Here is a 20,270-nt window from a genome sequence, read left to right on the forward strand (position 1 = left end):
CCCGAATGTCGTTTGGAGTCTGCATGTTAGTCTTGCAAACGACGCCGAAACAGCCGCATTCCGCTGATCTTCTTGCATAAAACTATGAGCACCAAGCGCGCGGCAACGCGCCCCCCGGAGCCGCTTTCCCGCAGCCGGAAACGCATGGTCGCGCTGCTGCGCGCCTTGGCCCCCGACGAGGGCTACAACCTGACGGCACTGCCGAGCGTGCGCGTGCTGCGTTCGAACCGCGCGCTGTCGCGCACGCCGGTCCTGTACGATCCCGGCATCGTGATCGTTTGCCAGGGCAGCAAGCGCGGCTACTTCGGCGGCCAGCGCTACCTGTACGACGCGCATCACTACCTGGCCGTGTCCGTGCCCGTGCCGTTCACGATGGAAACCGACGCCACGCCGGCGCATCCGCTGCTCGCGCTGTATCTGCACCTCGATTTCACGATGGCTGCCGAACTCGCGGCACAGATCGACCGCGAGGGCGCAACGGAGCGCATGCAAGCGCCGAAGAGCATGATGTCGACGCCGATGGACGACGCGATGCAGGCATCGGTGCTGCGCTTCGTCGAGGCGCTGCATCGGCCGCTCGAAGCCGCGGTGCTGGGGCCGGCGCTGCTGCGCGAACTGTATTTCCGGGTTCTCACCGGCGCGCAGGGCGACGCGATGCGCGCCGCGCTGGCGATGCGCGGGCAGTTCGGCCGGATCGGCAAATCGCTGCGCCTGATCCACGCCGACTACGCGCAGCCGCTCGACGTCGCGCAATTGGCCGGGGAAGCGGGCATGAGCGTGCCGAGCTTCCACAGCCACTTCAAGGCGATCACGCAGGTGTCGCCGATGCAGTACGTGAAGTCGACGCGCCTGCATCAGGCGCGCCTGCTGATGGTGCGCCAGGGCCTGAGCGCGGAGGCGGCGGGCCACGCGGTGGGTTACGCGAGCCCGTCGCAGTTCAGCCGGGAATTCAAGCGTCTGTTCGGCTCGACGCCGGCGGCGGAGGCGAAGCGCATGCGCGAGCGCTTCGCGATTCCGGCCGCATTTGCGGACGCTGCGTATGTGTCGTCGCACTGATTCAGGTGTACCGAGTGTCGACTGCGGTGTTACCGTGTCGCCCGGTCGCGACGACAGGCGCGACAAACCCGTATGACCCGAAACGTCAGTTCATCATGAAAGGAAAGGAGAGACCTCATGCCGAGCCTTGAGCGAACGCGATCTGCCAGGTTCATCGACGCTGGCTGGCGCATGGCGCTTCGCATCGGATTCCGGCTCGCTCGCGTCTGGTGGCGCCTTCGACGGCCCAGCCATGAGGGCGCGCTGGTCGCCGTCTACGTCGGGCGGTCGCTGTTGCTGCTGAAGTCATCGTACCGGGCCGAATGGAATTTTCCCGGCGGCGGTGTCGGGCCCGGCGAGTCGCCCGAGATAGCGGCGCAGCGCGAAATGGACGAGGAGATCGGTCTCTCGTCGCACCCGTTGATCCCCGCCGGCAGCGTCAGCGGCATCTGGGACGGGCGAAGAGACCGGGTGCACTTCTTCGAACTGCACCTCGACAGCATGCCCGAGCTGCGGCTGGATCATCGCGAGATCGTCGCCGCGCATCTGGCTTCGCCGGAGGAATTGAGCGGCTTCGCGGTGACGGATGCGGTCGCTGCGTATCTCGGCAGAGGTCGTCGCGATTAGCCGGCGCTTTGCGACGAGACAATCAAGCCCGCTGCACAAGAATCACCGCGTATTTGCAGCTTCGCGCGCTTTCATTCCTGAACACGCAGTCGCTCGGCGGCCCGAGTTCGAGGCAGTCGCCGACCGCCAGTTCATGGCGCGTGCCGCCCTCGATGAACACCAGCTCCCCATCCAGCATCCAGATCAATTGCCGCGCATGCAGGTAGGCCGACGCCGGCATCGGGATTTCCGTCGCCGGCGGCAGGTCGATCTCGACGAGGTTCAGCGGCGACGCGGACTTCGGCGACACGTGACGCCGCACATATCCGCTTTGCGGATCGATCCACAGCGGCTGGTCCGCCGCGCGCAGCAGGCGGCCTTCCTCGAGTTCCGCGAGCGCCAGCAGCGCCGACATGGTCAAGCCGAACGCGCCCGCCAGCTTCGCCAGCAGCGACGCGGTCGGGCTGCTCTCGCCGCGCTCGATCTTGTGAATCATCGCCCGCGACACGCCGGACTTCTCGGCAAGATTGGTCAGCGACCAGCCGCGGTTCTCGCGCTCGGTTCGAATGCGCGCGCCGACACGCTGATCTACGTTGTCTAACATGGTGTACACTTGTTTTACTATAGTGGACTATCGATGAGGCTGATATGGTAATTCGCGATGCGGGTCCGGATGACGTGGAAGGTATCACGGCCATCTACAACGATGCCGTCGCGCATACGACTGCGATCTGGAACGACTTGACGGTCGATGCCGCGAATCGTACGGCATGGCTCGGCGATCGGCAGAAGGCCGGCTACCCGGTGCTCGTCGCGGTCGACGCGGGCGGCGCCGTGCTCGGTTATGCGTCGTTCGGCGACTGGCGGGCCTTCGACGGCTACCGCCATACGGTCGAGCATTCGGTCTACGTCCGCGGCGACCAGCGCGGCAACGGCATCGGCCTGGCGCTGATGCAGGCGCTGATCGGCCGCGCGCGGGCCATCGGCAAGCATGTGATGGTGGCCGGCATCGAGGCGAACAACGCCGGGTCGATCCGGCTGCACGACAAGCTCGGCTTCGAGCACGTCGGGCACCTGAAGGAAGTCGGCATGAAGTTCGGCCAGTGGCTCGATCTCGCGTTCATGCAGCTCAGGCTCGATGCGCGGCCGACGCCCGACGCCGCGCCGGCGCCATGATGCTGCTCCTGTCGTTCGGCCTGCTGGTCGGCGCCGGCGCGGCGATCGTCGCGCAGAATGCGCTGATGGCACGCATCACGGCGTCGTCGTCCACGGTGCTGATCGCGCTGGTGATGAATTCGGTGGTCGGTCTCGTGCTGCTGGCGGCGCTGCTGTTCGCGCGGTCCGGCGCGGCGGGGTTCGGCGAGATCGCGCGGTCGTTCCGGGCCTGGAGCCTGCTGCCGGGGCTGCTCGGGTCGTTCTTCGTGTTCGCGAGCCTGACCGGCTATCAGCGGTTCGGCGCCGCGACCACCATCGCGGTCGTGGTTGCGAGCCAGCTCGTGTCCGGGTTGCTGATGGATGCCGCCCGGGCGCAGCCGCAGCAGCCCAGCCTGCAGGCGCTGGCCGGCGCGGGCCTGCTGGTGCTCGGCGCGTTTCTGGTTGCGTCGCGCAACGTTGCAGGCCATTGAGGATCGGTCCGGGCCCCTCTACGAAATTCGGCCGACACGGTGCGCCCGAATGCGCGCACCATGCTCGATGGCGGATGAACGCCGATCAACGGATGGAGGCGGACGATGACGCGAACAGCCGGGTTGGTGGTCCTGATGGCCCTTGCGATGCCGATTGCATCGGCGCAGCAGAAGGTCGATCCGATCGAGGCGCAGGCCAACGCGTGCCTTGCCGCGCCGGCGGGGCAGACGACGTCGGGCATGATCGCATGCTCGCATCAGGCATACGTGGCGTACGACAAGCGCATGAACGAGGTCTATCAGCGCGTGATGCGCAGCGCCGATCCGCAGACGCGCGAGCTGATCCGCCAGGCGCAGCGCCAGTGGCTCGCCTACCGCGACGCGCAGCGCAAGGCCGATAACGGCCCGTGGCGCGCCGACCGCGGCTCGATCGCGAGCGTCGATATCGAGGCGCTCAACGTGGATGCGATTCGCGCGCGGATCCAGGAACTGGACTACTACGCGCGCTGAGCGCGGCCGCCGCCGCGCGGGTGATGGCCTGGCGCTTACTGCACCGCAGTGACCGGAATCGTCGAAATCCGCACGAGCCGGTCGAGCACGCTGCGCCGGAACAGCGACAGCAGGCTGTGCAGCGGATCGTGCCGCGGCGCGACGACGACGATCTCGTCGCAGCCGGTCTCGGCGGCCGTGGCCGCGATCGTATCCGCCACCGGCCCGACCTTCATCACGACGCTGTACGCGACGCCGGCATCGCGCAGCACCCGTTCGGCCTTCGCGAGTTCGCCTTCCGAGAAATGCCGCTCGATATCGCGCAGGCGCGACAGCGGATGATAGGCCTCGAGCCGGGTTGCCTCGAGCGGCGGCTGGACGTTGATCAGCACGATCTCCGACGCGCACCGTTCCCGGTAGAGAAAGGTCGCATGGCGAACCGCCTGCAGCGAGCGGGACGAGTGGCCGACCGGAACCAGCAGCTTGAGCATGGAGGATGCTCCAGTAACGAGATGCTTTCAGCGTAGCGCGCGTCCGGCCGGAATGATCTAAAGAGATCGGGCGGGCGCGTAAACATGTCGTATACGCGTCCGGCCGCGCGCATGCCGCTAATAAGAAATATAAGAAATTTACGTTTATGCGCATAAACGTTTTCATCGGGCGGGCGGCGGGTTTGCCGCGATTCAGTCGAATCCCCACTGAATCCACACGGAAAAAATCGGAGGTCGCGGGCGGCGCGTCGCGTAGAGTAGAACGTCAAACGGCGGCGCGGCGCCTGCCGCGACATCCGCCATCCCCGTCCGCATCCCAGGAGACCTCGCATGCCGCACGGCGCCCCGTCGCTTTCCGCTCCCGCCTCCATTCCCGTCGATCCGATCGTGCGCCTGTCCGCCACGGAGCTCGCGTCGGCGATTCGCCGCAAGGCCGTGTCGTGTGTCGAGACGATGAACGCGTACCTCGACCACATCGAGCGCGTGAACGGCGCGGTGAACGCGATCGTCGCGCTGCGCGAGCGCGACGTGCTCGTGGCCGAGGCCGCGCAGAAGGATGCGGCGCTCGCGCGCGGCGAGCATCACGGCTGGCTGCACGGCATCCCGCAGGCGCCGAAGGATCTGGCGATGACGAAGGGGCTCGTCACCACGTTCGGCTCGCCGATCTTCCGCGCCAACGTGCCGCAGGCCGATTCGGTCGGCGTCGCGCGGCTGCGCGCCGCGGGCGCGATCTTCGTCGGCAAGACCAATACGCCGGAATTCGGGCTCGGTTCGCATACGTTCAACGAGGTCTACGGCGCGACCCGCAACCCGTACGACCTGACCAAGAGCGCCGGCGGCAGCAGCGGCGGCACCGCGGCCGCGCTCGCGGCGCGGATGCTGCCGGTGGCGGACGGCAGCGATTTCGGCGGCTCGCTGCGCAATCCGGCGGCGTTCTGCAACATCTACGGCATGCGGCCGTCGCAGGGCCGCGTGCCGCGCTGGCCGGGCGTCGACGTGTTCGTGCAGCAGCTCGGCATCGAAGGGCCGATGGGGCGCACCGTCGGCGACGTCGCGAACCTGCTCGCGATCCAGGCCGGCTACGACCCGCACGACCCGCTGTCGCTCGCGGAGGATCCTGCCGTGTTCGCGCAGCCGCTCGACGCGGACCTGCGCGGCAAGCGCGTCGCGTGGGTCGGCGACTGGAACGGCTATCTGGCGACCGAGCCGGGCGTGCTCGCGCAGTGCGAGGCCGGGCTCGCGACGCTGCGCGAGATCGGCTGCGACGTCGATGCCGCGCTGCCGGCGTTCGCGCCGGAACGGATCTGGCGGATCTGGCTCGCGCACCGGCACTTCCTGTCGGGCGGCGGGCTGCTCGCGCATTACCGCGATCCGGCGCGGCGCGCGCTGCTGAAGCCCGAGGCGATCTACGAGGTCGAGGGTTTGCTGGCGCTGCCGGGGCAGGCGATCTTCGACGCGAGCGTCGAGCGCACCGCATGGCACCACGCGCTGCTCGGCTTCTTCGAGCGCTACGACTTCATCGCCGCGCCGACCGCGCAGGTGTTTCCGTTCGACGTCGACGCGCGCTGGCCGCAGCAGATCGCGGGCCGCCCGATGGACACCTATCACCGCTGGATGGAAACGGTCGTGCCATGGACGCTCGCCGGTTGCCCGGTGATCAACGTGCCGGTCGGCTTCAACGCGGCCGGGCTGCCGATGGGGATGCAGCTGATCGGCCGGCCGCGCGCGGACCTCGCGGTGCTGCAGCTCGCGCGCGGGTACGAGCAGGCGGCCGACTGGGTCGGCACGCGGCTGCCGGCGTGGATGGCGGTGTAGTGCGGTGTAGCGCGGCGAGCGCCGGATGGCGGCCCGGCTGCTGCGCGCCGCAGGATGAAAGCGCGGCCCGTCATGTCGCGCGCCGCGCGCTGACGGCCCGGCGCACCCTCAGAACGTGACGTTGGTCCGCAGCCCGAGCACGAACGTGTTGCGCAGCGGCGCGCGCGGGTCGCTCGGGTTCTGGCCGGCGCCCGCGTTGAACGTGTACTGCGCGTCGGCCTGGATCTGCCACCACGGCGCGACCTGGTAGTTGTACATCGCCTCGAGCGCCGCTTCGCTGCCGCGCACGCCGTACGGGCCGCCGCCGCCGAACGCGCGCGCGTCCTCGTCGAGCGCGCGCACGTGGCGGCCGACCTTGATGTAGGTGAGCGCGAGGCCCGCGCTGTCGTTGTCGCGGCCCGCGAACGGCGCCTTCAGCACGACGCCGACGTTGGCCGCCGCGCTGACGAGGTTGCGGTCGCCCGGCGCGGCCATCACGCGCGCGAACACGCCGAGGCTGTGCGGGCTGTCGGGGCCCGCGCGCCACACCATCTGGTCCGCCACCGCATAGACGCTGTAGTCGCCGCGATGCGGCCGGCCGACGCCGCTCGAATCGGGGTTCGCGAGCGACAGGCCAGTGGTGTCGTCGCGCTGGTCCGCGAAACTGCCGCTGTGATACCAGACGCCGAGCTTGTAGGTGCCGGGCAGGCCGCCGGGCGTCTTGGTGCCGCCCGTGCTGCCTTCCTGGTTGATCGCGTATTGCAGCTCGCCGATGAACAGCGCGCCGTCGTGCAGGTTGAAGTTGGTGCCGCTGCGGTTGTTCGGGTTGTTGCCGAGCGGATCGCCGTCGTACACGCCGGCGAGCGCGGTCAGCGACGGCGTGAGCTTCGCCCGCACCCGCACGCCGAGCGCGGACAGCGGATACGCGGGGCCGCCGCTCGGCAGGTCGTAGGACGGCAGCGCGGGCCAGCCGAACATCGTGTTGATGAAGGCCGCCGAGTAGGCGCTCGTCATGAATTCCTGGTCGATCGCCTGCTGGCCGACCCGCACGTCGACGCGCTCGTCGAGCAGCGACTGCTGATACCAGAGCTCCCACAGCCGCGTCGTGCTCTCGGCTTCGATCCCGCTCGCGGTGTTCAGCGTGCCGAGATAGTTCGGGCTGAACTGGCGGCCGTGGATCTGCAGCGCGCTCGCGTTGAAGCTGCCGCCTTTCCAGCCGAACGCCTTGTCGGTATCGACGCCGAGCGTCATCGTCGTCAGCCCGTGATACGCGACGCCGCGGTCGAGGCCGCCGCGCAGGTTCGCGAGCAGTTCGCTCGATTCGGTCAGGCCGAACGTGACGCCGTACTTGCCGAGCCACGGGCGGATGCCGCCGATGTCGCCGAGCAGCGTGTCGCGTGTCCACAGGCTGTCGGCGGCGGGCGCGGCCGGGTCCGCGGCGGGCGCGTCCTGCGCGACGGCGGCGCCGGCGCCGAGCAGCGTCGCGCATGCGACAGCGGCGGCGGACAGGCGGCGCAGCTTGCGCGCGGTCGCGCGGGGCGTGGCGGAATGCGGCGAAGCGAGCGGCATGACGATCCTTGTAAGCGAGGCGACAGGTTGGCCGCGCTATGGCCCAGCGCGGCAGTTGAAGGCAAGGCGGGCGAATCGTAAAAAACGCGGCCGGCCTCGTCAATCGCGGCACGGGGAATTTCAGACGATTGACGCGAAAAAGGAACGAATGATGCGGCGCGCTTGATATCGCGCAGCGGATGCGCATGAATGCGCGGGCCGGCCGGGGATCGCGGCGGAATTGCAAGCGGGCGGGGCGGGCGATTTCGTATCGATGTGTATCAATCGTTGCGGCGGCGCGCGGCGCGCTTCGAAAATGTTCGCCTCATCATTCCGGCACGGAGAACAACACATGAACACGATTCGCGCGACGGGCAAGCGCATCGCCCAGGCGGGCCTCGTTTGCGGTGCGCTGCTGAGCGGCGCCGCGCATGCGCAGCTCGACCTTCAGTCGCTGGGCGCGTCGCTGCTCGGCGGCGGGCAGCAGCAGGCCGCGGCGGCGCCGGCGCAGGGCGCGGTCGCGCAACTGCTGCAGGCGTACGTCGGCGCGAATCAGCAGGTGCTGACCGGGCAGTCGGCGCTCGCGTCGGCGATGGGGCTCACCGGCGCGGCCGGCCAGGCGCAGCAGGCGGCGAGCCTGCTGGGCAGCGGCGGCAACGCGCTGACGCCCGCCGCGCTGTCGCAGATGGGCGGCGCGCAGCAGTCGGTGTCGCAGGCGCTCGGGCAGGCGTTCGCGTCCGGCGGCGGCACGCACGGCCCGGTCGACAAGCAGGCGTTCAGCAACGGCCTCGCGTCGCTCGGCCAGGGGCTCACGCAGTATTCGCAACTTCAGTCGGGGCTCGGCGGCCTCGGCTCGACGAGCCCCGCCGCGCTGCTGCAAGCGGGCCTGAATCCGCAGAACATGCAGGCCGCGTCGTATATCGCGCAAAGCGCGCCGGGCCAGCTCCAGTCGCTCGCGACGACGCTCAGCCAGGCCGTCCAGTTCGCGACGAGCCAGGGCATCTCGGTGCCGTCGGTCGCGTCGTCGGCGCTCAAGCTGCTGCCGTAACGCAGCCGCTTTCGGCGTCCCGCAGGGTGCGGGGTCATCCATTGCGATGACCTTGCGCACCCAGGGGATTTCAGCCGGTGCTATCGTGTGGCGTCCTTGCTACCGTGCCGGCTCATGACTGACTCGTTCGACCTCTCCCGTTATTTCGCGCGCATCGGCTACGACGGCCCCGTCGCGCCGACCCTCGACGTGCTGCGCCGCCTTCACCTGCTGCATCCGCAGGCGATTCCGTTCGAAAACCTCACGCCGCTGACCGGCGCGCGCGTCGCGCTGGACCTGCCCGCGCTGGTCGCGAAAGTGCTCGACCGGCGGCGCGGCGGCTACTGCTTCGAGCTGAACAAGCTGTTCTACGCCGCGCTCACGCAGATCGGCTTTCGCGTCACGCCGCTGATCGCGCGGGTGCGCTGGATGCGCGCGCCGGACGAGATCACCGCGCAGACGCACATGCTGCTGCGCGTCGATCTCGACGGCACGGCCTGGTTCGCGGATATCGGCTTCGGCACCGCGACGCTGACCGCGCCGGTGCGCTACGCGCCCGGCGAGCGCCAGCTCACGCCGCACGGCGCGTTTCGCGTGATCGACGCGCCGGTCGACGGCGAGCTCGACATGCAGTGCGAGACGCCGGACGGCTGGCAGACGACTTATCGGTTCTCGCTGAAGCGCGCCGAGTGGATCGATTACGAGGCCGCGAACTGGTTCACGTCGACGCACCCCGATTCGCTGTTCGTCAACGACGTGATCGCGTGCCGCGTGCTGCCCGATCGCCGCGCGTCGATGTTCAACACCGGGTTGACGCTGCGCGATGCGAGCGGGGTGGGGCAGACGGTCACGTTCGACGACGCGGCCGCATGGGGCGCGTGCCTGCGCGACACGATCGGCATCGACACGACCGGCTTCGATCTCGACGCGCTGTTTGCGCGGGCCGTGGCGCGCACCGCCGTGCTCGGCGGCAACAGCCGGGAATCGGCGGCGGGCGCGAACGCACGCTGACGGCGCGGGGCCCGTCGCTTCACGGGCAGCCCGCGCGCTCCCGTCACGCCCGTTCCAGCACCGCCATTTCCCGCACGATCACGAGCAGCACCGACAGGCTCGCGCCGCCGGTCGCACGCAAATCCGCGAGCAGCTGCGCATAGCGTTCGAGCGCGGCTTCGCGCCGCCCGCGCCACGCGTCGACGATCGTCTCCGGCGTGGCCGAGTCGGCCGCTTCGGCAAGCGCGCTCGTCGTCAGCGTGCGCTTCAGGCGCGCGACTTCCGCGAGCGCCGCCGCGCGCGCCATCATGTCCCAGTGCGTGGGTGTCGGCAGTGCGGCCGCGCGTTCGCTGATCCAGCCGTAGTTGAGCTGCGTGCCGAGCGCGAAGTACACGCCCGCGACGTGCTCGAGGCTGCGATTGCAGGTCGCGGCCACCTCGGCGATGTCGAGCAGCGCGGCCGAGATGTCGCCGCTCGCGACCCGCGCCGCGAGCGCGCTGTCGACGCCGGCCTCGGTCAGCGCGCGCTGCCGCTCGGACAGCGCGTCGAGATCGGCGGCCGGCAGCAGCGACGGCAGCTGCGGCGCGAGCCGCTCGGCGGCGTCGCGGCAGCGCGCGAGCAGCTCGCCGACGCCGCCGTCGCCGACCGCGCCCGCCTGCAGGTGCCGCAGGAACCACAGCGCCGCGCGTTCGAGCAGCCGCGCGACATCGACGAACATGCGCGCCTGCACGTCGTCGGCCACCCGGTTGTCGAGCGCGTCGATGTCGCGCCACACCGCATCGAGATCGAACACGTCGCGCGCCATGATGCACGCGCGCACGATGTCGCCGGGCTTCGCGTCGGTCTCCTCCATCAGCCGGTGCACGAACGCGCAGCCGACCCGGTTCACGAGCCCGTTGGTCAGGTGCGTGGCGAGGATCTCGCGGCGCAGCGGATGGCGGCGCATCGGTTCGCTGAAGCGCTGTTGCAGCGGCTTCGGGAAATAGTCGACCAGCATCCCGGCGACCAGCGGGTCTTCCGGCACGTCCGATTCGAGCAGCGCGTCGTACAGCCACATCTTGCTGTACGCGAGCAGCACCGCGCGTTCCGGCGACGTGAGGCCGAGCCTGGCGGCCTGCCGCTCGGCGATCTCGTCGTCGGTCGGCAGGAACTCGATCACGCGGTTCAGGCGCCCCGCGCGCTCGAGCCAGCGCATCAGGCGCGCTTCCGCATCGAGCAGCTCGACCGTATAGCGGCCCGCGATCGACAGCGCCTGGGTCTGGTAGTAGTTGTCGCGCAGCACGAGCAGCCCGACCTCGTCGGTCATCTCCGCGAGCAGCGCGTTGCGCTGCTTCTCGGTCATCTCGCCATCCGACACCACCAGCCCGAGCAGGATCTTGATGTTGACTTCGTGATCCGAACAATCGACGCCGGCCGAGTTGTCGATCGCGTCGGTGTTGATGCGCCCGCCGTGCTGCGCGAACTCGATGCGCCCGAACTGCGTGAAGCCGAGGTTGCCGCCTTCGCCGATCACCTTGCAGCGCAGCTCCGCGCCGTTCACGCGCACCGCGTCGTTCGCGCGGTCGCCCACCTGCGCGTTGGTCTCGCGGGCCGCCTTCACGTAGGTGCCGATGCCGCCGTTGTACAGCAGGTCGACCGGCGCCTGCAGGATCGCGCGGATCAGCTCGTTCGGCGCGAGCGTGGCCGCATCGATGCCGAGCGCGGCCTGCACCGCGGCCGACAGCGGGATCGTCTTCGCGGTGCGCGGATACACGCCGCCGCCCGCCGAGATGACTGCCGAGTCATAGTCGGCCCAGCTCGAGCGCTCGAGTGCGAACAGCCGCGCGCGCTCCGCGAAGCTCGCGGCCGGATCGGGATTCGGATCGAGGAACACGTGCCGGTGGTCGAACGCCGCGACCAGCCGGATGTGCGGCGACAGCAGCATGCCGTTGCCGAACACGTCGCCCGACATGTCGCCGACGCCGACCACCGTGAAGTCCGTCGTCTGCGTATCGACGCCCATCTCGCGGAAGTGGCGCTTCACCGATTCCCACGCGCCGCGCGCGGTGATCGCCATCTTCTTGTGGTCGTAGCCGACCGAGCCGCCGGACGCGAACGCGTCGTCGAGCCAGAAACCGTATGCGTGCGAGATCGCGTTCGCGTAGTCGGAGAAGGTGGCCGTGCCCTTGTCGGCCGCGACGACCAGGTACGGATCGTCCGGATCGTGCCGCACGACGTCCGGCGGCGGCACGATCGCGTTGCCGGCGAGGTTGTCGGTCAGGTCGAGCAGCCCGCGCAGGAACGTCTGGTAGCACGCGATGCCTTCGCGCATCCACGCTTCGCGATCGCTCGGCGGCGGCGGGTTCTTCACGACGAAGCCGCCTTTCGAGCCGACCGGCACGATCACGACGTTCTTCACCATCTGCGCCTTCATCAGGCCGAGCACCTCGGTGCGGAAATCCTCGCGGCGGTCGGACCAGCGCAGCCCGCCGCGCGCGACGCGTCCGCCGCGCAGGTGCACGCCCTCGACGCGCGGCGAGTACACCCAGATCTCGAACATCGGCTTCGGCTCGGGCAGCCCGGGCACCTTCGCGGGATTGAACTTGAACGACAGGTACGGCTTCGGTTCGCCGTGCCCGTCGTGCTGATCGTGTTGATCGTGCTGGTAGTAGTTCGTGCGTTCCGTCGCATTGATCACGCCGAGGAATTGCCGCAGGATGCGGTCCTCGTCGAGGTTCGGCACCTGGTCGAGCGCGCTCTCGATCGCCTTCAGCAACCGCTCGGCCTGCGCGTCGCGCGTATCGCCGGTGCGCGGGTCGAAGCGCACGACGAACAGGTCGACGAGTTGCCGCGCGATCGCCGGATTGCCGGTCAGCGCGCGCTCGATGTACGCGTCGCTGAACGTCGAGCCGACCTGCCGCAGGTATTTCGCGTATGCGCGCAGGATCGTGACCTCGCGCGCGCTCAGGTGCGCGCGCAGCACGAGCCGGTTGAAATCGTCGTTCTCGATGCGGCCGCCCCAGATCTGGTCGAATGCGTCTTCGAACAGCCCCTTCACGCGTTCGATGTCGAATTCCGTGTCGTCCACGAGCTCGAGCCCGAAATCGTGCACCCACGCGGGCGCGGCGTCCTGCGTCTGGATCCGGTACGGCCGCTCCTCGTCGACGCGCACGCCGAGATGCTCGAGCATCGGCAGGCTGCGCGACAGCGCGATCGGATCGCCGGAACGATAGACCTTGAAGCGGAACGCGCGCGCGTCGGCCTCGATCGGCCGGTACAGGTTCATCGCGAGCCGTTCGGTGCCTTTCACGCGCTCGATCAGCTCGATGTCGCGCACCGCGGTGCGCGCCGGGTAGTCGTCGCGGTAGCCGGCCGGGAACGAATCCGCGTAGCGCTGCAGCAGGCGGTTGCCTTGCTCCTCGCCGAACGCGTCGAGCAGTGCGTCGGACAGGTCGTCCTGCCAGCGGCGCGTGACCTGCACGAGCCGCGTTTCGAGCTCGCGCGTGTCGACGTCGGGCATCGTGCCCGGCTCCGCATGGACGACGAAATGAATCCGCGCGATCGCGGATTCCGACAGCAGCGGCGTGAACTCGACGTTGACGCCCTTGAACGCGTCGACCAGCAGGCGTGCGATGCGCCGCCGCAGGTCGGTGGTGTACTTGTCGCGCGGCACGTAGACGAGGCACGACACGAAGCGGTCGAAGCGATCGCGCCGCACGAACAGGCGCGTGCGCTGGTGCTCCTGCAGGCGCAGCACGCCGAGCGCGATGTCGTACAGCTGGTCTTCGTCGGCCTGGAACAGCTCGTCGCGCGGGTAGGTTTCGAGCACGGTCACGAGCGACTTGCCGAGATGGCCCTTCGGCAAGAAGCCCGCGCGCCGCACGATGTTCGCGCATTTGCGGCGCACGATCGGGATTTCCGAGCAGGACACGGAGTAGGCGGTCGACGTGTACAGCCCGATGAAGCGCCGCTCGCCGCTGACCTTGCCGTCGGGGCCGACCAGCTTGACGCCGACATAGTCGAGATAGCCGGGCCGGTGCACGGTCGCGCGCGAGTTCGCCTTGGTCAGGAAGATCGGCCAGCTGCCGTGGATGATCTCCGCGGCGGCGGGCGGCAGCGGCGTCAGGTCCGGCGTGCCCGGCGCGCGCAGCGTTTCGCGCAGGAGGCCGAAGCCCGTGCCTTCGACGCCGCGCAGCGCGAAGCCCGAGCCGTGCGACACGAGCGCGTAGTCGCGCTGCCCGAGGAACGTGAAATGGTCGGCCACCATCCATTCGAGGAACGCGCGCGCCTCGATGTCCTCGGCGGTGGTCTCGCGCCCCTTCAGGTCCTTGATCGTGCTGCGCGCGATGTCGACGATCTTCGGCCAGTCCTCGACCGACGCGCGCACGTCGCCGAGCACCCGCGCGATGTCGTTGCGCAATGTGTCGAGCGTCGCGGCGTCGCAGCGATCGACCTCGAAGTGGATGAACGACGTGAGCTGCGAGTGCGTGTCGTCGGTCGCGGCGCCGCCCACGTCGACGCGCTCGATGCCGCCGTGCTTGCCGCGCCAGATGCGGAACACGGGGTGCATGCCGGAATGCAGCGCGAGGCCGAGACGGTTGACGGCCATCGTCACCGAATCGACGAGGAACGGCATGTCGTCGTTGACGATCTCGATCACCGTGTGATCGGAGTGCCAGCCGTGCTGCTCGAGGATCGGGTTGTAGACGCGCAGCCGCTCGCTGCCGGGGACGAATTTCTGCGCGGTCTGCCAGTGCGCCATCGCGGCGCCGTAGAGGTCGGCGATGCCGCGGCTTTGCAGGTCGTCGGCATCGGCGAAATCGTAGTAGTGGCGCAGGAAAGGTTCGACGATCTGGAACGCGGCTTCGGGCAATCGCCCGCGCGCGAATTCGACGACATCGGAGAGCAGGTGTGCGACGACTTCTTCGTTCTTCGCTTCCATGGCGCGTTCTCCTCGTCGGGTGGCCATCGACTGCATCGTCAGTGGGCCATTATGCGCCGAATGCGCGGCAAAGCGATGTGCGGGTGCACAACGCCGCGTCCGCGCCGCGTGCTTCCGCTATTGCGGTTTCCTGCAACGGATGCCGTCCACCTGCATGCTGACGCGGGTGCCCGCCCGGCCCGCGGCGATCGCGGCGATGTCGGCGAGCGAGCCGATCGCCGCGTCACGCCCCGTCTGCCGCGCGAATTCGATCGCGGCCTGCACCTTCGGCCCCATCGAGCCGGCCGCGAAGCCGAGCCGTTCGAGCGCGTCCGGATGTGCGGCTTCGATCAGCGCCTGCGTCGGCTGGCGCCAGTCGCGGTACACGCCGTCGACGTCGGTCACGATCAGCAGCAAGTCCGCGTGCAATTCGCGCGCCAGCAGCGACGCGCACAGATCCTTGTCGATCACGGCTTCGACGCCCGCGAGCTTGCCGTTCGCGTCGTAGCGCGTCGGGATGCCGCCGCCGCCCGCGCAGATCACGATCGCGCCTTTTTCGAGCAGCCATTTGATCGGACGAATCTCGAAGATGCGGCGCGGTCGCGGGCTCGGCACGACCCGGCGGAACGCGTCGCCGTCGGGCGCGATGCGCCAGCCCTTTTCCTGCGCGAGCCGTTCGGCCTCGTCGCGCGAATAGACGGGGCCGATCGGCTTGGTCGGCCGCTCGAATGCCGGATCGGCCGGATCCACCTCGACTTGCGTCAGCAGCGTGGCGAACGGCGCGTCGGCGGGCAGCAGGTTGCCGAGCTCCTGCTCGATCAGGTAGCCGATCATCCCTTCCGTTTGCGCGCCGAGCACGTCGAGCGGGTAGGGCTCGACCGGCGCGTAGGCCGCGCCCTGCAGCGCGAGCAGCCCGACCTGCGGCCCGTTGCCGTGCGCGATCACGAGTTCGTTGCCGGGGGCGATCCGGGCGATCTCGGCGACGGCGGTCTTCACGTTCTGCCGCTGCTGGGCCTCGGTCATCGGCTGATTGCGCTGCAAGAGCGCGTTGCCGCCCAATGCGATGACGATACGCATCGTGTTTCTCCTTGAAAGTGCGGACGGCGCTGCGCCGCGCCATCCGGTTGCGCGCGCCGGCGCGTCAGATACCGCCGAGCGTCGATACGAGCACGGCCTTGATCGTATGCATGCGGTTTTCGGCCTGTTCGAACGCGATGCAGCGCGGCGATTCGAATACCTCGTCGGTGACTTCGATGCCGTCCTTCAGATGCGGATAGCGTTCGGCGATCTGCTTGCCGACCTTCGTGTCGCTGTTGTGGAAGGCCGGCAGGCAGTGCATGAAGCGCGTGCGCGGATTGCCCGTCGATTCGATCAGCGTGCGGTTGACCTGATAAGGCAGCAGCGCGTCGATCCGCTCGTCCCATGCTTCGACGGGTTCGCCCATCGACACCCACACGTCGGTGTGAATGAAGTCGACGTTGCTGACCGCCGCGTGCGGATCCTCGGTCAACAGGATCCGCGCGCCGCTTTCGGCCGCGAACGCCTCGCATTGCGCGATCAGGTCCGCGGCGGGCCATAGCGACTTCGGCGCGCCGATCCGCACGTCCATCCCGAGCTTCGCGCCGATCAGGAGCAGCGAATTGCCCATGTTGTTGCGGGCGTCGCCGAGATACGCGTAGCTGATGTCGTGCAAGGGTTTGTCGCTGTGCTCGCGCATCGTCATCACGTCGGCGAGCATCTGCGTCGGATGGTATTCGTCGGTGAGCCCGTTGAAGACGGGGACGCCCGCATGGCGCGCCAGGTCCTCGACGATCTCCTGGCTGAAGCCGCGGTACTCGATTGCGTCATACATCCGGCCGAGCACGCGTGCGGTGTCCTTCATGCTCTCCTTGTGGCCGATCTGCGACGACGTCGGGTCGATGTACGTGACGTTTGCGCCCTGGTCGTACGCGGCGACCTCGAACGCGCAGCGCGTGCGGGTCGAGGTCTTTTCGAAGATGAGCGCGATGTTCTTGCGCATCAGGCGCGGCTGCTCGGTGCCGCTGTACTTCGCGCGCTTCAGGTCGCGGGCGAGATCGAGCAGGTAGCGCAGCTCGCGTGCGTTGTGGTGCATCAGGCTCAGCAGATTGCGGTTGTGCAGGTTGAAGCTCATCTGGCATCTCCGTGAAAAATCGGGGGGTAGCGTCGCGGTGCGTGCGCCGTTTCAGAAATCGACCGGATCGCGCAGGACCGGGCAGGTCATGCAGTGGCCGCCGCCGCGGCCGCGGCCAAGCTCGCTGGAGCCGATCGTGATCACCTCGACCCCCGCCTTGCGCAGCAGCGTGTTCGTATAGGTATTGCGGTCGTACCCGACGACGGTGCCCGGTTCGAGGCAGATCATGTTGTTGCCGTCATCCCATTGCTCGCGCTCGGCCGCGAAATCGTTGCCGCCCGTCTCGACGACGCGCAGCGCCTTCAGCCCCAGCGCCTGCGCGACGACGTCGACGAACGGCTTGTCCTCCCGCTCGATGTCGATGCCGTTGCGGCTGTCGCCGCGCGGGCGCAGCGTGAACGGCACGATCCGGTTCACGACGTCGGGGAACACGGTCACGAGGTCGCGGTCGCAGAAACTGAACACGGTGTCGAGATGCATCGACGCGCGCGCGTTCGGCAGGCCGGCGACGATCACGCGCTCGGCCGCGCCCTTCGCGAACAGCGACTGCGCGAGCTGGCCGATCGCCTGGTGCGTCGTGCGTTCGCCCATCCCGACCAGCACGACGCCGCGGCCGACCGGCATCACGTCGCCGCCTTCGAGCGTGGCCATCCCGTGGCCGCGGTCGGGATCGCCGTACCAGATGTCGAAGGTCTCGTCGGCGAACTGCGGATGGAACTTGTAGATCGCGGCGACGAGCAGCGTTTCCTGCCGGCGGGCAGGCCAGTGCATCGGGTTCAGCGTGACGCCGCCGTAGATCCAGCACGACGTGTCGCGCGTGAACATCATGTTCGGCAGCGGCGGCAGCACGAACGACGACCGCCCGAGGTAGTCGAGAAGCAGCGCGAGCGCCTTCGACTGCCCGCCGCCCGCGAGGTCGCTCGCGGCGACGCCGCCGATCAGGAACTCGGCGAGCGTGCGCGGCGCGAGGCTGTCGAGCCACGCGCGCACGTCGTCGGCGAGACCGATGCCGACGGTGTCGGGCGTGATCTTGCGATCGAGGATCCACTTGCGCGCGGCCGGGTTGGCGACGGTGTCGGTCAGCAGGTTGTGCATCTCGAGCACGTCGACGCCGCGTTCGCGCATCTTCGACACGAAGTCGAAGTGGTCGCGCTTGGCCTGGTTCACCCACATCACGTCGTCGAACAGCAGTTCGTCGCAATTGCTGGGCGTGAGGCGATGATGGGCGAGCCCGGGCGAGCAGACGATCACCTTGCGCAGCTTGCCGACTTCGGAGTGGACGCCGACTTGAGGAATGGCGTGAGTCATGTTCGTTACCTCTTCGATCAAAGGGAGATGAGCCCGCTATGGAGCGCGTAGGCGGCGAGAACGGCGGCGGCCGCGGCCGCCGCGAAAACGAGTTTTTCGGCGGTGGTGAACACCGGCTTGCCGAGTTCGCGCTTCGCTTTCGCGAAGAACAGCGCGCCCGGCACGTAGAGCAGGGCCGACAGCAGCAGGTACTTGACGCCCGCCGCGTACAGCAGCCACACCGCGTAAGTCACCGCGAGCGCGGCGATGCAGCCGTCCTTGCGGCGCGCGCGGGCGTCGTTCCCGTAGGTCTCGCCGCGCACGGCGAGCAGGAGCGCGTAGGCGGCCGACCAGAAGTACGGGATCAGGATCATCGACGTCGCGAGATAGATCAGCGACAGATAGGTGCCCTGCGCGAACAGCGTGATGACCAGGAACACCTGGACCATCGCGTTCGTGAGCCACAGCGCGTTGGCCGGCACATGGTTCGCGTTCTCCTTGCGCAGGAACGCGGGCATCGTGTGGTCCTTCGCGGCCGAGAACAGGATCTCCGCGCACAGCAGCACCCACGACAGCAGCGCGCCGACGAGCGACACCACGAGGCCGACGCTGATGACGACGGCGCCCCAATGGCCGACGACGTGCTCGAGCACGGCGGCCATCGACGGGTTCTGAAGCTTCGCGAGCTGAGGCTGCGTCATGATGCCGAGCGACAGCACGTTGACGAGCACGAGCGCGAGCAGCACGCCGACGAAACCGATCACGGTCGCGCGGCCGACGTCGCTGCGCTTTTCCGCGCGCGCCGAGTAGATGCTGGCGCCTTCGATGCCGATGAACACCCAGACGGTCGCGAGCATCATGTTGCGGACCTGGTTCGTCACCGAGCCGAGCGACGGGTTCGCGTGGCCCCAGATGTCGGCCCGGAACACGTCGAGCCGGAACGCGAAGAAGCCGACCAGGATGAACACCACGAGCGGGACGATCTTCGCGACGGTCGTGACGAGATTGACGAACGCCGCCTCCTTGATGCCGCGCAGCACGAGGAAATGCACGGCCCACAGGAGCACCGACGCGGCCACGATCGCGGCGCGCGTGTTGCCTTCGCCGAATACCGGGAAGAAGTAGCCGAGCGTCGAGAAGAGCAGCACGAAGTAGCCGACGTTGCCGACCCACGCGCTGATCCAGTAGCCCCACGCGGACGAGAAGCCCATGTAGTCGCCGAAGCCGGCCTGTGCGTACGCGTAGACGCCGCCGTCGAGCCGGGGCTTGCGGTTCGCGAGCGTCTGGAACACGAATGCAAGCGCGAGCATGCCGACCGCGGTGATCCCCCAGCCGATCAGGATCGCGCCGGCGTCGGCGGCGGCGGCCATGTTCTGCGGCAGCGAGAAGATGCCGCCGCCGATCATCGAGCCGACGACGAGGGCGGTCAGCGCGCCAAGCTGCAGCTTGTGCGTGGCGGTTTGCGCTGCATCGGTTTGAATCAGTTCAGCCATGAGGTTTCCTTGCAGTTGAGGGTGCGCGAAATCGCGGCGCGCACGGGGCCGTCGCGCGTCCGCCGGGGCGGAAAGCGCGGGGGCTGTGGCTTGCTGTTTGCTTGCTGCCGGGGGCCGGCGGTTATCGGCGCAGCGTCGTCGTCGATCGTTCGGGCGGTTGTCCGCTCCGGCCTTCCCGTTGACGCCGGGCGTCGGCGGCGTCGCTGCGGTCCCAGAACGCAAAGAGCCAGATGCCGATCCGGCGCCGCTTCCAGTACATGCCGTTCAGGCGCCGCCGGATTTCCGCGAGCGCACCCCGGTTGGCGCCTTCGACGTCGATCAGTGCGCCGGGCCGCGGGCCCGCTTGCCCGATGAGCCGGATGTGCGTGAAGGTTTCCCCGGTGTATTTGCAGAGAAAGTCCCGAAGCTCGTTCGGCGTGGTTTCCGGATTGATGTTGTCAACGAGAATTCTCATTGCCGCTCCCGGATTTCTGCTTGAAGACGAATTGAATCGATTTCGATCATTGAATGGGAGATTGAAGGCCGGAAAGTCGAAATGAAAATCGCGTGTGGACCAATGGCGTGGTGGATGGCGGGCTGTCGGGCCGTTTTTCCTCTTTATCCTTATTCGGAATTGAATGAACAAGCGATATTTCGATGCAATTGTGCGCCGGGCGTCGATATCGATTTTGATCGATGTCAATCGGCAATTTCCGGGATAAAGGGTGCGGCGTTTGGTAGCAAAGACGCCAGCCGGCGCATCATGCGTCGGCTGACTTGCGGATGGGGAGGCGAAGCGAGGGAGAGCGGGCGGGCGGATCAGGGACGCGATGCGTCCCGTCCAGTGGGGCAGG

At 68.3% G+C, this 20,270-nt stretch carries 17 protein-coding genes; 8 read left to right on the plus strand and 9 right to left on the minus strand.

Annotation, left to right across the window (positions count from 1 at the left end):
- The first annotated feature begins 84 nt into the window (after positions 1-84).
- Together ABFO07_RS20490 and ABFO07_RS20495 are read left to right on the plus strand one after the other, a co-directional pair.
- Positions 85-1,056 (plus strand): AraC family transcriptional regulator, encoded by a 972-nt coding sequence (locus ABFO07_RS20490; RefSeq protein WP_059884144.1) that lies wholly within the window; start codon positions 85-87, stop codon positions 1,054-1,056.
- 117 nt (positions 1,057-1,173) lie between these two features.
- On the plus strand, positions 1,174-1,662 hold the full coding sequence (locus ABFO07_RS20495) for an NUDIX hydrolase (RefSeq protein WP_347469488.1): 489 nt from the start codon (positions 1,174-1,176) through the stop codon (positions 1,660-1,662).
- A gap of 22 nt (positions 1,663-1,684) precedes the next feature.
- Here the strand turns inward: ABFO07_RS20495 and ABFO07_RS20500 are convergent, their stop codons facing one another.
- Entirely contained in the window at positions 1,685-2,254 is a 570-nt protein-coding gene (locus ABFO07_RS20500; RefSeq protein WP_124481161.1) for a helix-turn-helix domain-containing protein, read from the minus strand.
- Positions 2,255-2,289: 35 nt separating this feature from the next.
- Between ABFO07_RS20500 and ABFO07_RS20505 the strand changes: the two genes are divergently transcribed.
- The 3 genes from ABFO07_RS20505 (at position 2,290) to ABFO07_RS20515 (ending at position 3,776) form a co-directional block, all read left to right on the plus strand.
- Entirely contained in the window at positions 2,290-2,817 is a 528-nt protein-coding gene (locus tag ABFO07_RS20505; protein ID WP_060015770.1) for a GNAT family N-acetyltransferase, read from the plus strand.
- On the plus strand, positions 2,814-3,266 hold the full coding sequence (locus tag ABFO07_RS20510; protein WP_060351649.1) for a DMT family transporter: 453 nt from the start codon (positions 2,814-2,816) through the stop codon (positions 3,264-3,266). Before ABFO07_RS20505 ends, ABFO07_RS20510 begins: the two co-directional genes overlap by 4 nt.
- 105 nt (positions 3,267-3,371) lie before the next feature.
- Complete coding sequence (locus ABFO07_RS20515) at positions 3,372-3,776, plus strand: lysozyme inhibitor LprI family protein (protein ID WP_230941924.1); 405 nt, start codon at positions 3,372-3,374, stop codon at positions 3,774-3,776.
- Positions 3,777-3,811: 35 nt separating this feature from the next.
- Here the strand turns inward: ABFO07_RS20515 and ABFO07_RS20520 are convergent, their stop codons facing one another.
- The gene (locus ABFO07_RS20520) at positions 3,812-4,246 is read right to left on the minus strand and encodes a universal stress protein (RefSeq protein WP_017329052.1); all 435 of its coding nucleotides are present in this window, start codon (positions 4,244-4,246) and stop codon (positions 3,812-3,814) included.
- Between the two features lie 330 nt (positions 4,247-4,576).
- On the opposite strand from ABFO07_RS20520, the gene ABFO07_RS20525 reads away from it, so the two are divergent.
- Positions 4,577-6,061 (plus strand): amidase, encoded by a 1,485-nt coding sequence (locus tag ABFO07_RS20525; RefSeq protein WP_347469489.1) that lies wholly within the window; start codon positions 4,577-4,579, stop codon positions 6,059-6,061.
- Between the two features lie 108 nt (positions 6,062-6,169).
- Here ABFO07_RS20525 and ABFO07_RS20530 read toward each other — a convergent pair whose 3' ends face one another.
- Positions 6,170-7,609 carry a carbohydrate porin gene (locus ABFO07_RS20530; RefSeq protein ID WP_347469490.1) on the minus strand — a complete coding sequence of 480 codons (1,440 nt, stop codon included), beginning with the start codon at positions 7,607-7,609 and terminating at the stop codon, positions 6,170-6,172.
- 331 nt (positions 7,610-7,940) lie between these two features.
- On the opposite strand from ABFO07_RS20530, the gene ABFO07_RS20535 reads away from it, so the two are divergent.
- Positions 7,941-8,636, plus strand: coding sequence for a hypothetical protein (locus ABFO07_RS20535; protein WP_347469491.1), 696 nt, complete (start codon positions 7,941-7,943; stop codon positions 8,634-8,636).
- Between the two features lie 114 nt (positions 8,637-8,750).
- Positions 8,751-9,626 (plus strand): arylamine N-acetyltransferase family protein, encoded by an 876-nt coding sequence (locus ABFO07_RS20540; protein ID WP_347469492.1) that lies wholly within the window; start codon positions 8,751-8,753, stop codon positions 9,624-9,626.
- Between the two features lie 43 nt (positions 9,627-9,669).
- Here the strand turns inward: ABFO07_RS20540 and ABFO07_RS20545 are convergent, their stop codons facing one another.
- The 6 genes from ABFO07_RS20545 to ABFO07_RS20570 form a co-directional block, all read right to left on the minus strand.
- A complete protein-coding gene (locus ABFO07_RS20545) occupies positions 9,670-14,526 on the minus strand; it encodes an NAD-glutamate dehydrogenase (RefSeq protein WP_059884152.1) in 4,857 nt (1,618 codons plus the stop codon).
- A 117-nt stretch (positions 14,527-14,643) separates the two neighbouring features.
- Complete coding sequence (gene arcC / locus ABFO07_RS20550) at positions 14,644-15,582, minus strand: carbamate kinase (protein ID WP_059562874.1); 939 nt, start codon at positions 15,580-15,582, stop codon at positions 14,644-14,646.
- A 64-nt stretch (positions 15,583-15,646) separates the two neighbouring features.
- Entirely contained in the window at positions 15,647-16,657 is a 1,011-nt protein-coding gene (locus ABFO07_RS20555; protein ID WP_059562873.1) for an ornithine carbamoyltransferase, read from the minus strand.
- Positions 16,658-16,708: 51 nt separating this feature from the next.
- Positions 16,709-17,965: an arginine deiminase gene (gene arcA, locus ABFO07_RS20560; RefSeq protein ID WP_059804955.1), complete on the minus strand. Its 1,257-nt coding sequence runs from the start codon at positions 17,963-17,965 to the stop codon at positions 16,709-16,711.
- Between the two features lie 17 nt (positions 17,966-17,982).
- Positions 17,983-19,437 (minus strand): arginine-ornithine antiporter, encoded by a 1,455-nt coding sequence (arcD, locus tag ABFO07_RS20565; protein WP_059562871.1) that lies wholly within the window; start codon positions 19,435-19,437, stop codon positions 17,983-17,985.
- 121 nt (positions 19,438-19,558) lie between these two features.
- On the minus strand, positions 19,559-19,891 hold the full coding sequence (locus ABFO07_RS20570) for an RNA recognition motif domain-containing protein (protein WP_059562870.1): 333 nt from the start codon (positions 19,889-19,891) through the stop codon (positions 19,559-19,561).
- Positions 19,892-20,270: the final 379 nt, after the last annotated feature.

Source organism: Burkholderia stagnalis (assembly GCF_039848545.1).
Lineage (GTDB): Bacteria > Pseudomonadota > Gammaproteobacteria > Burkholderiales > Burkholderiaceae > Burkholderia > Burkholderia stagnalis.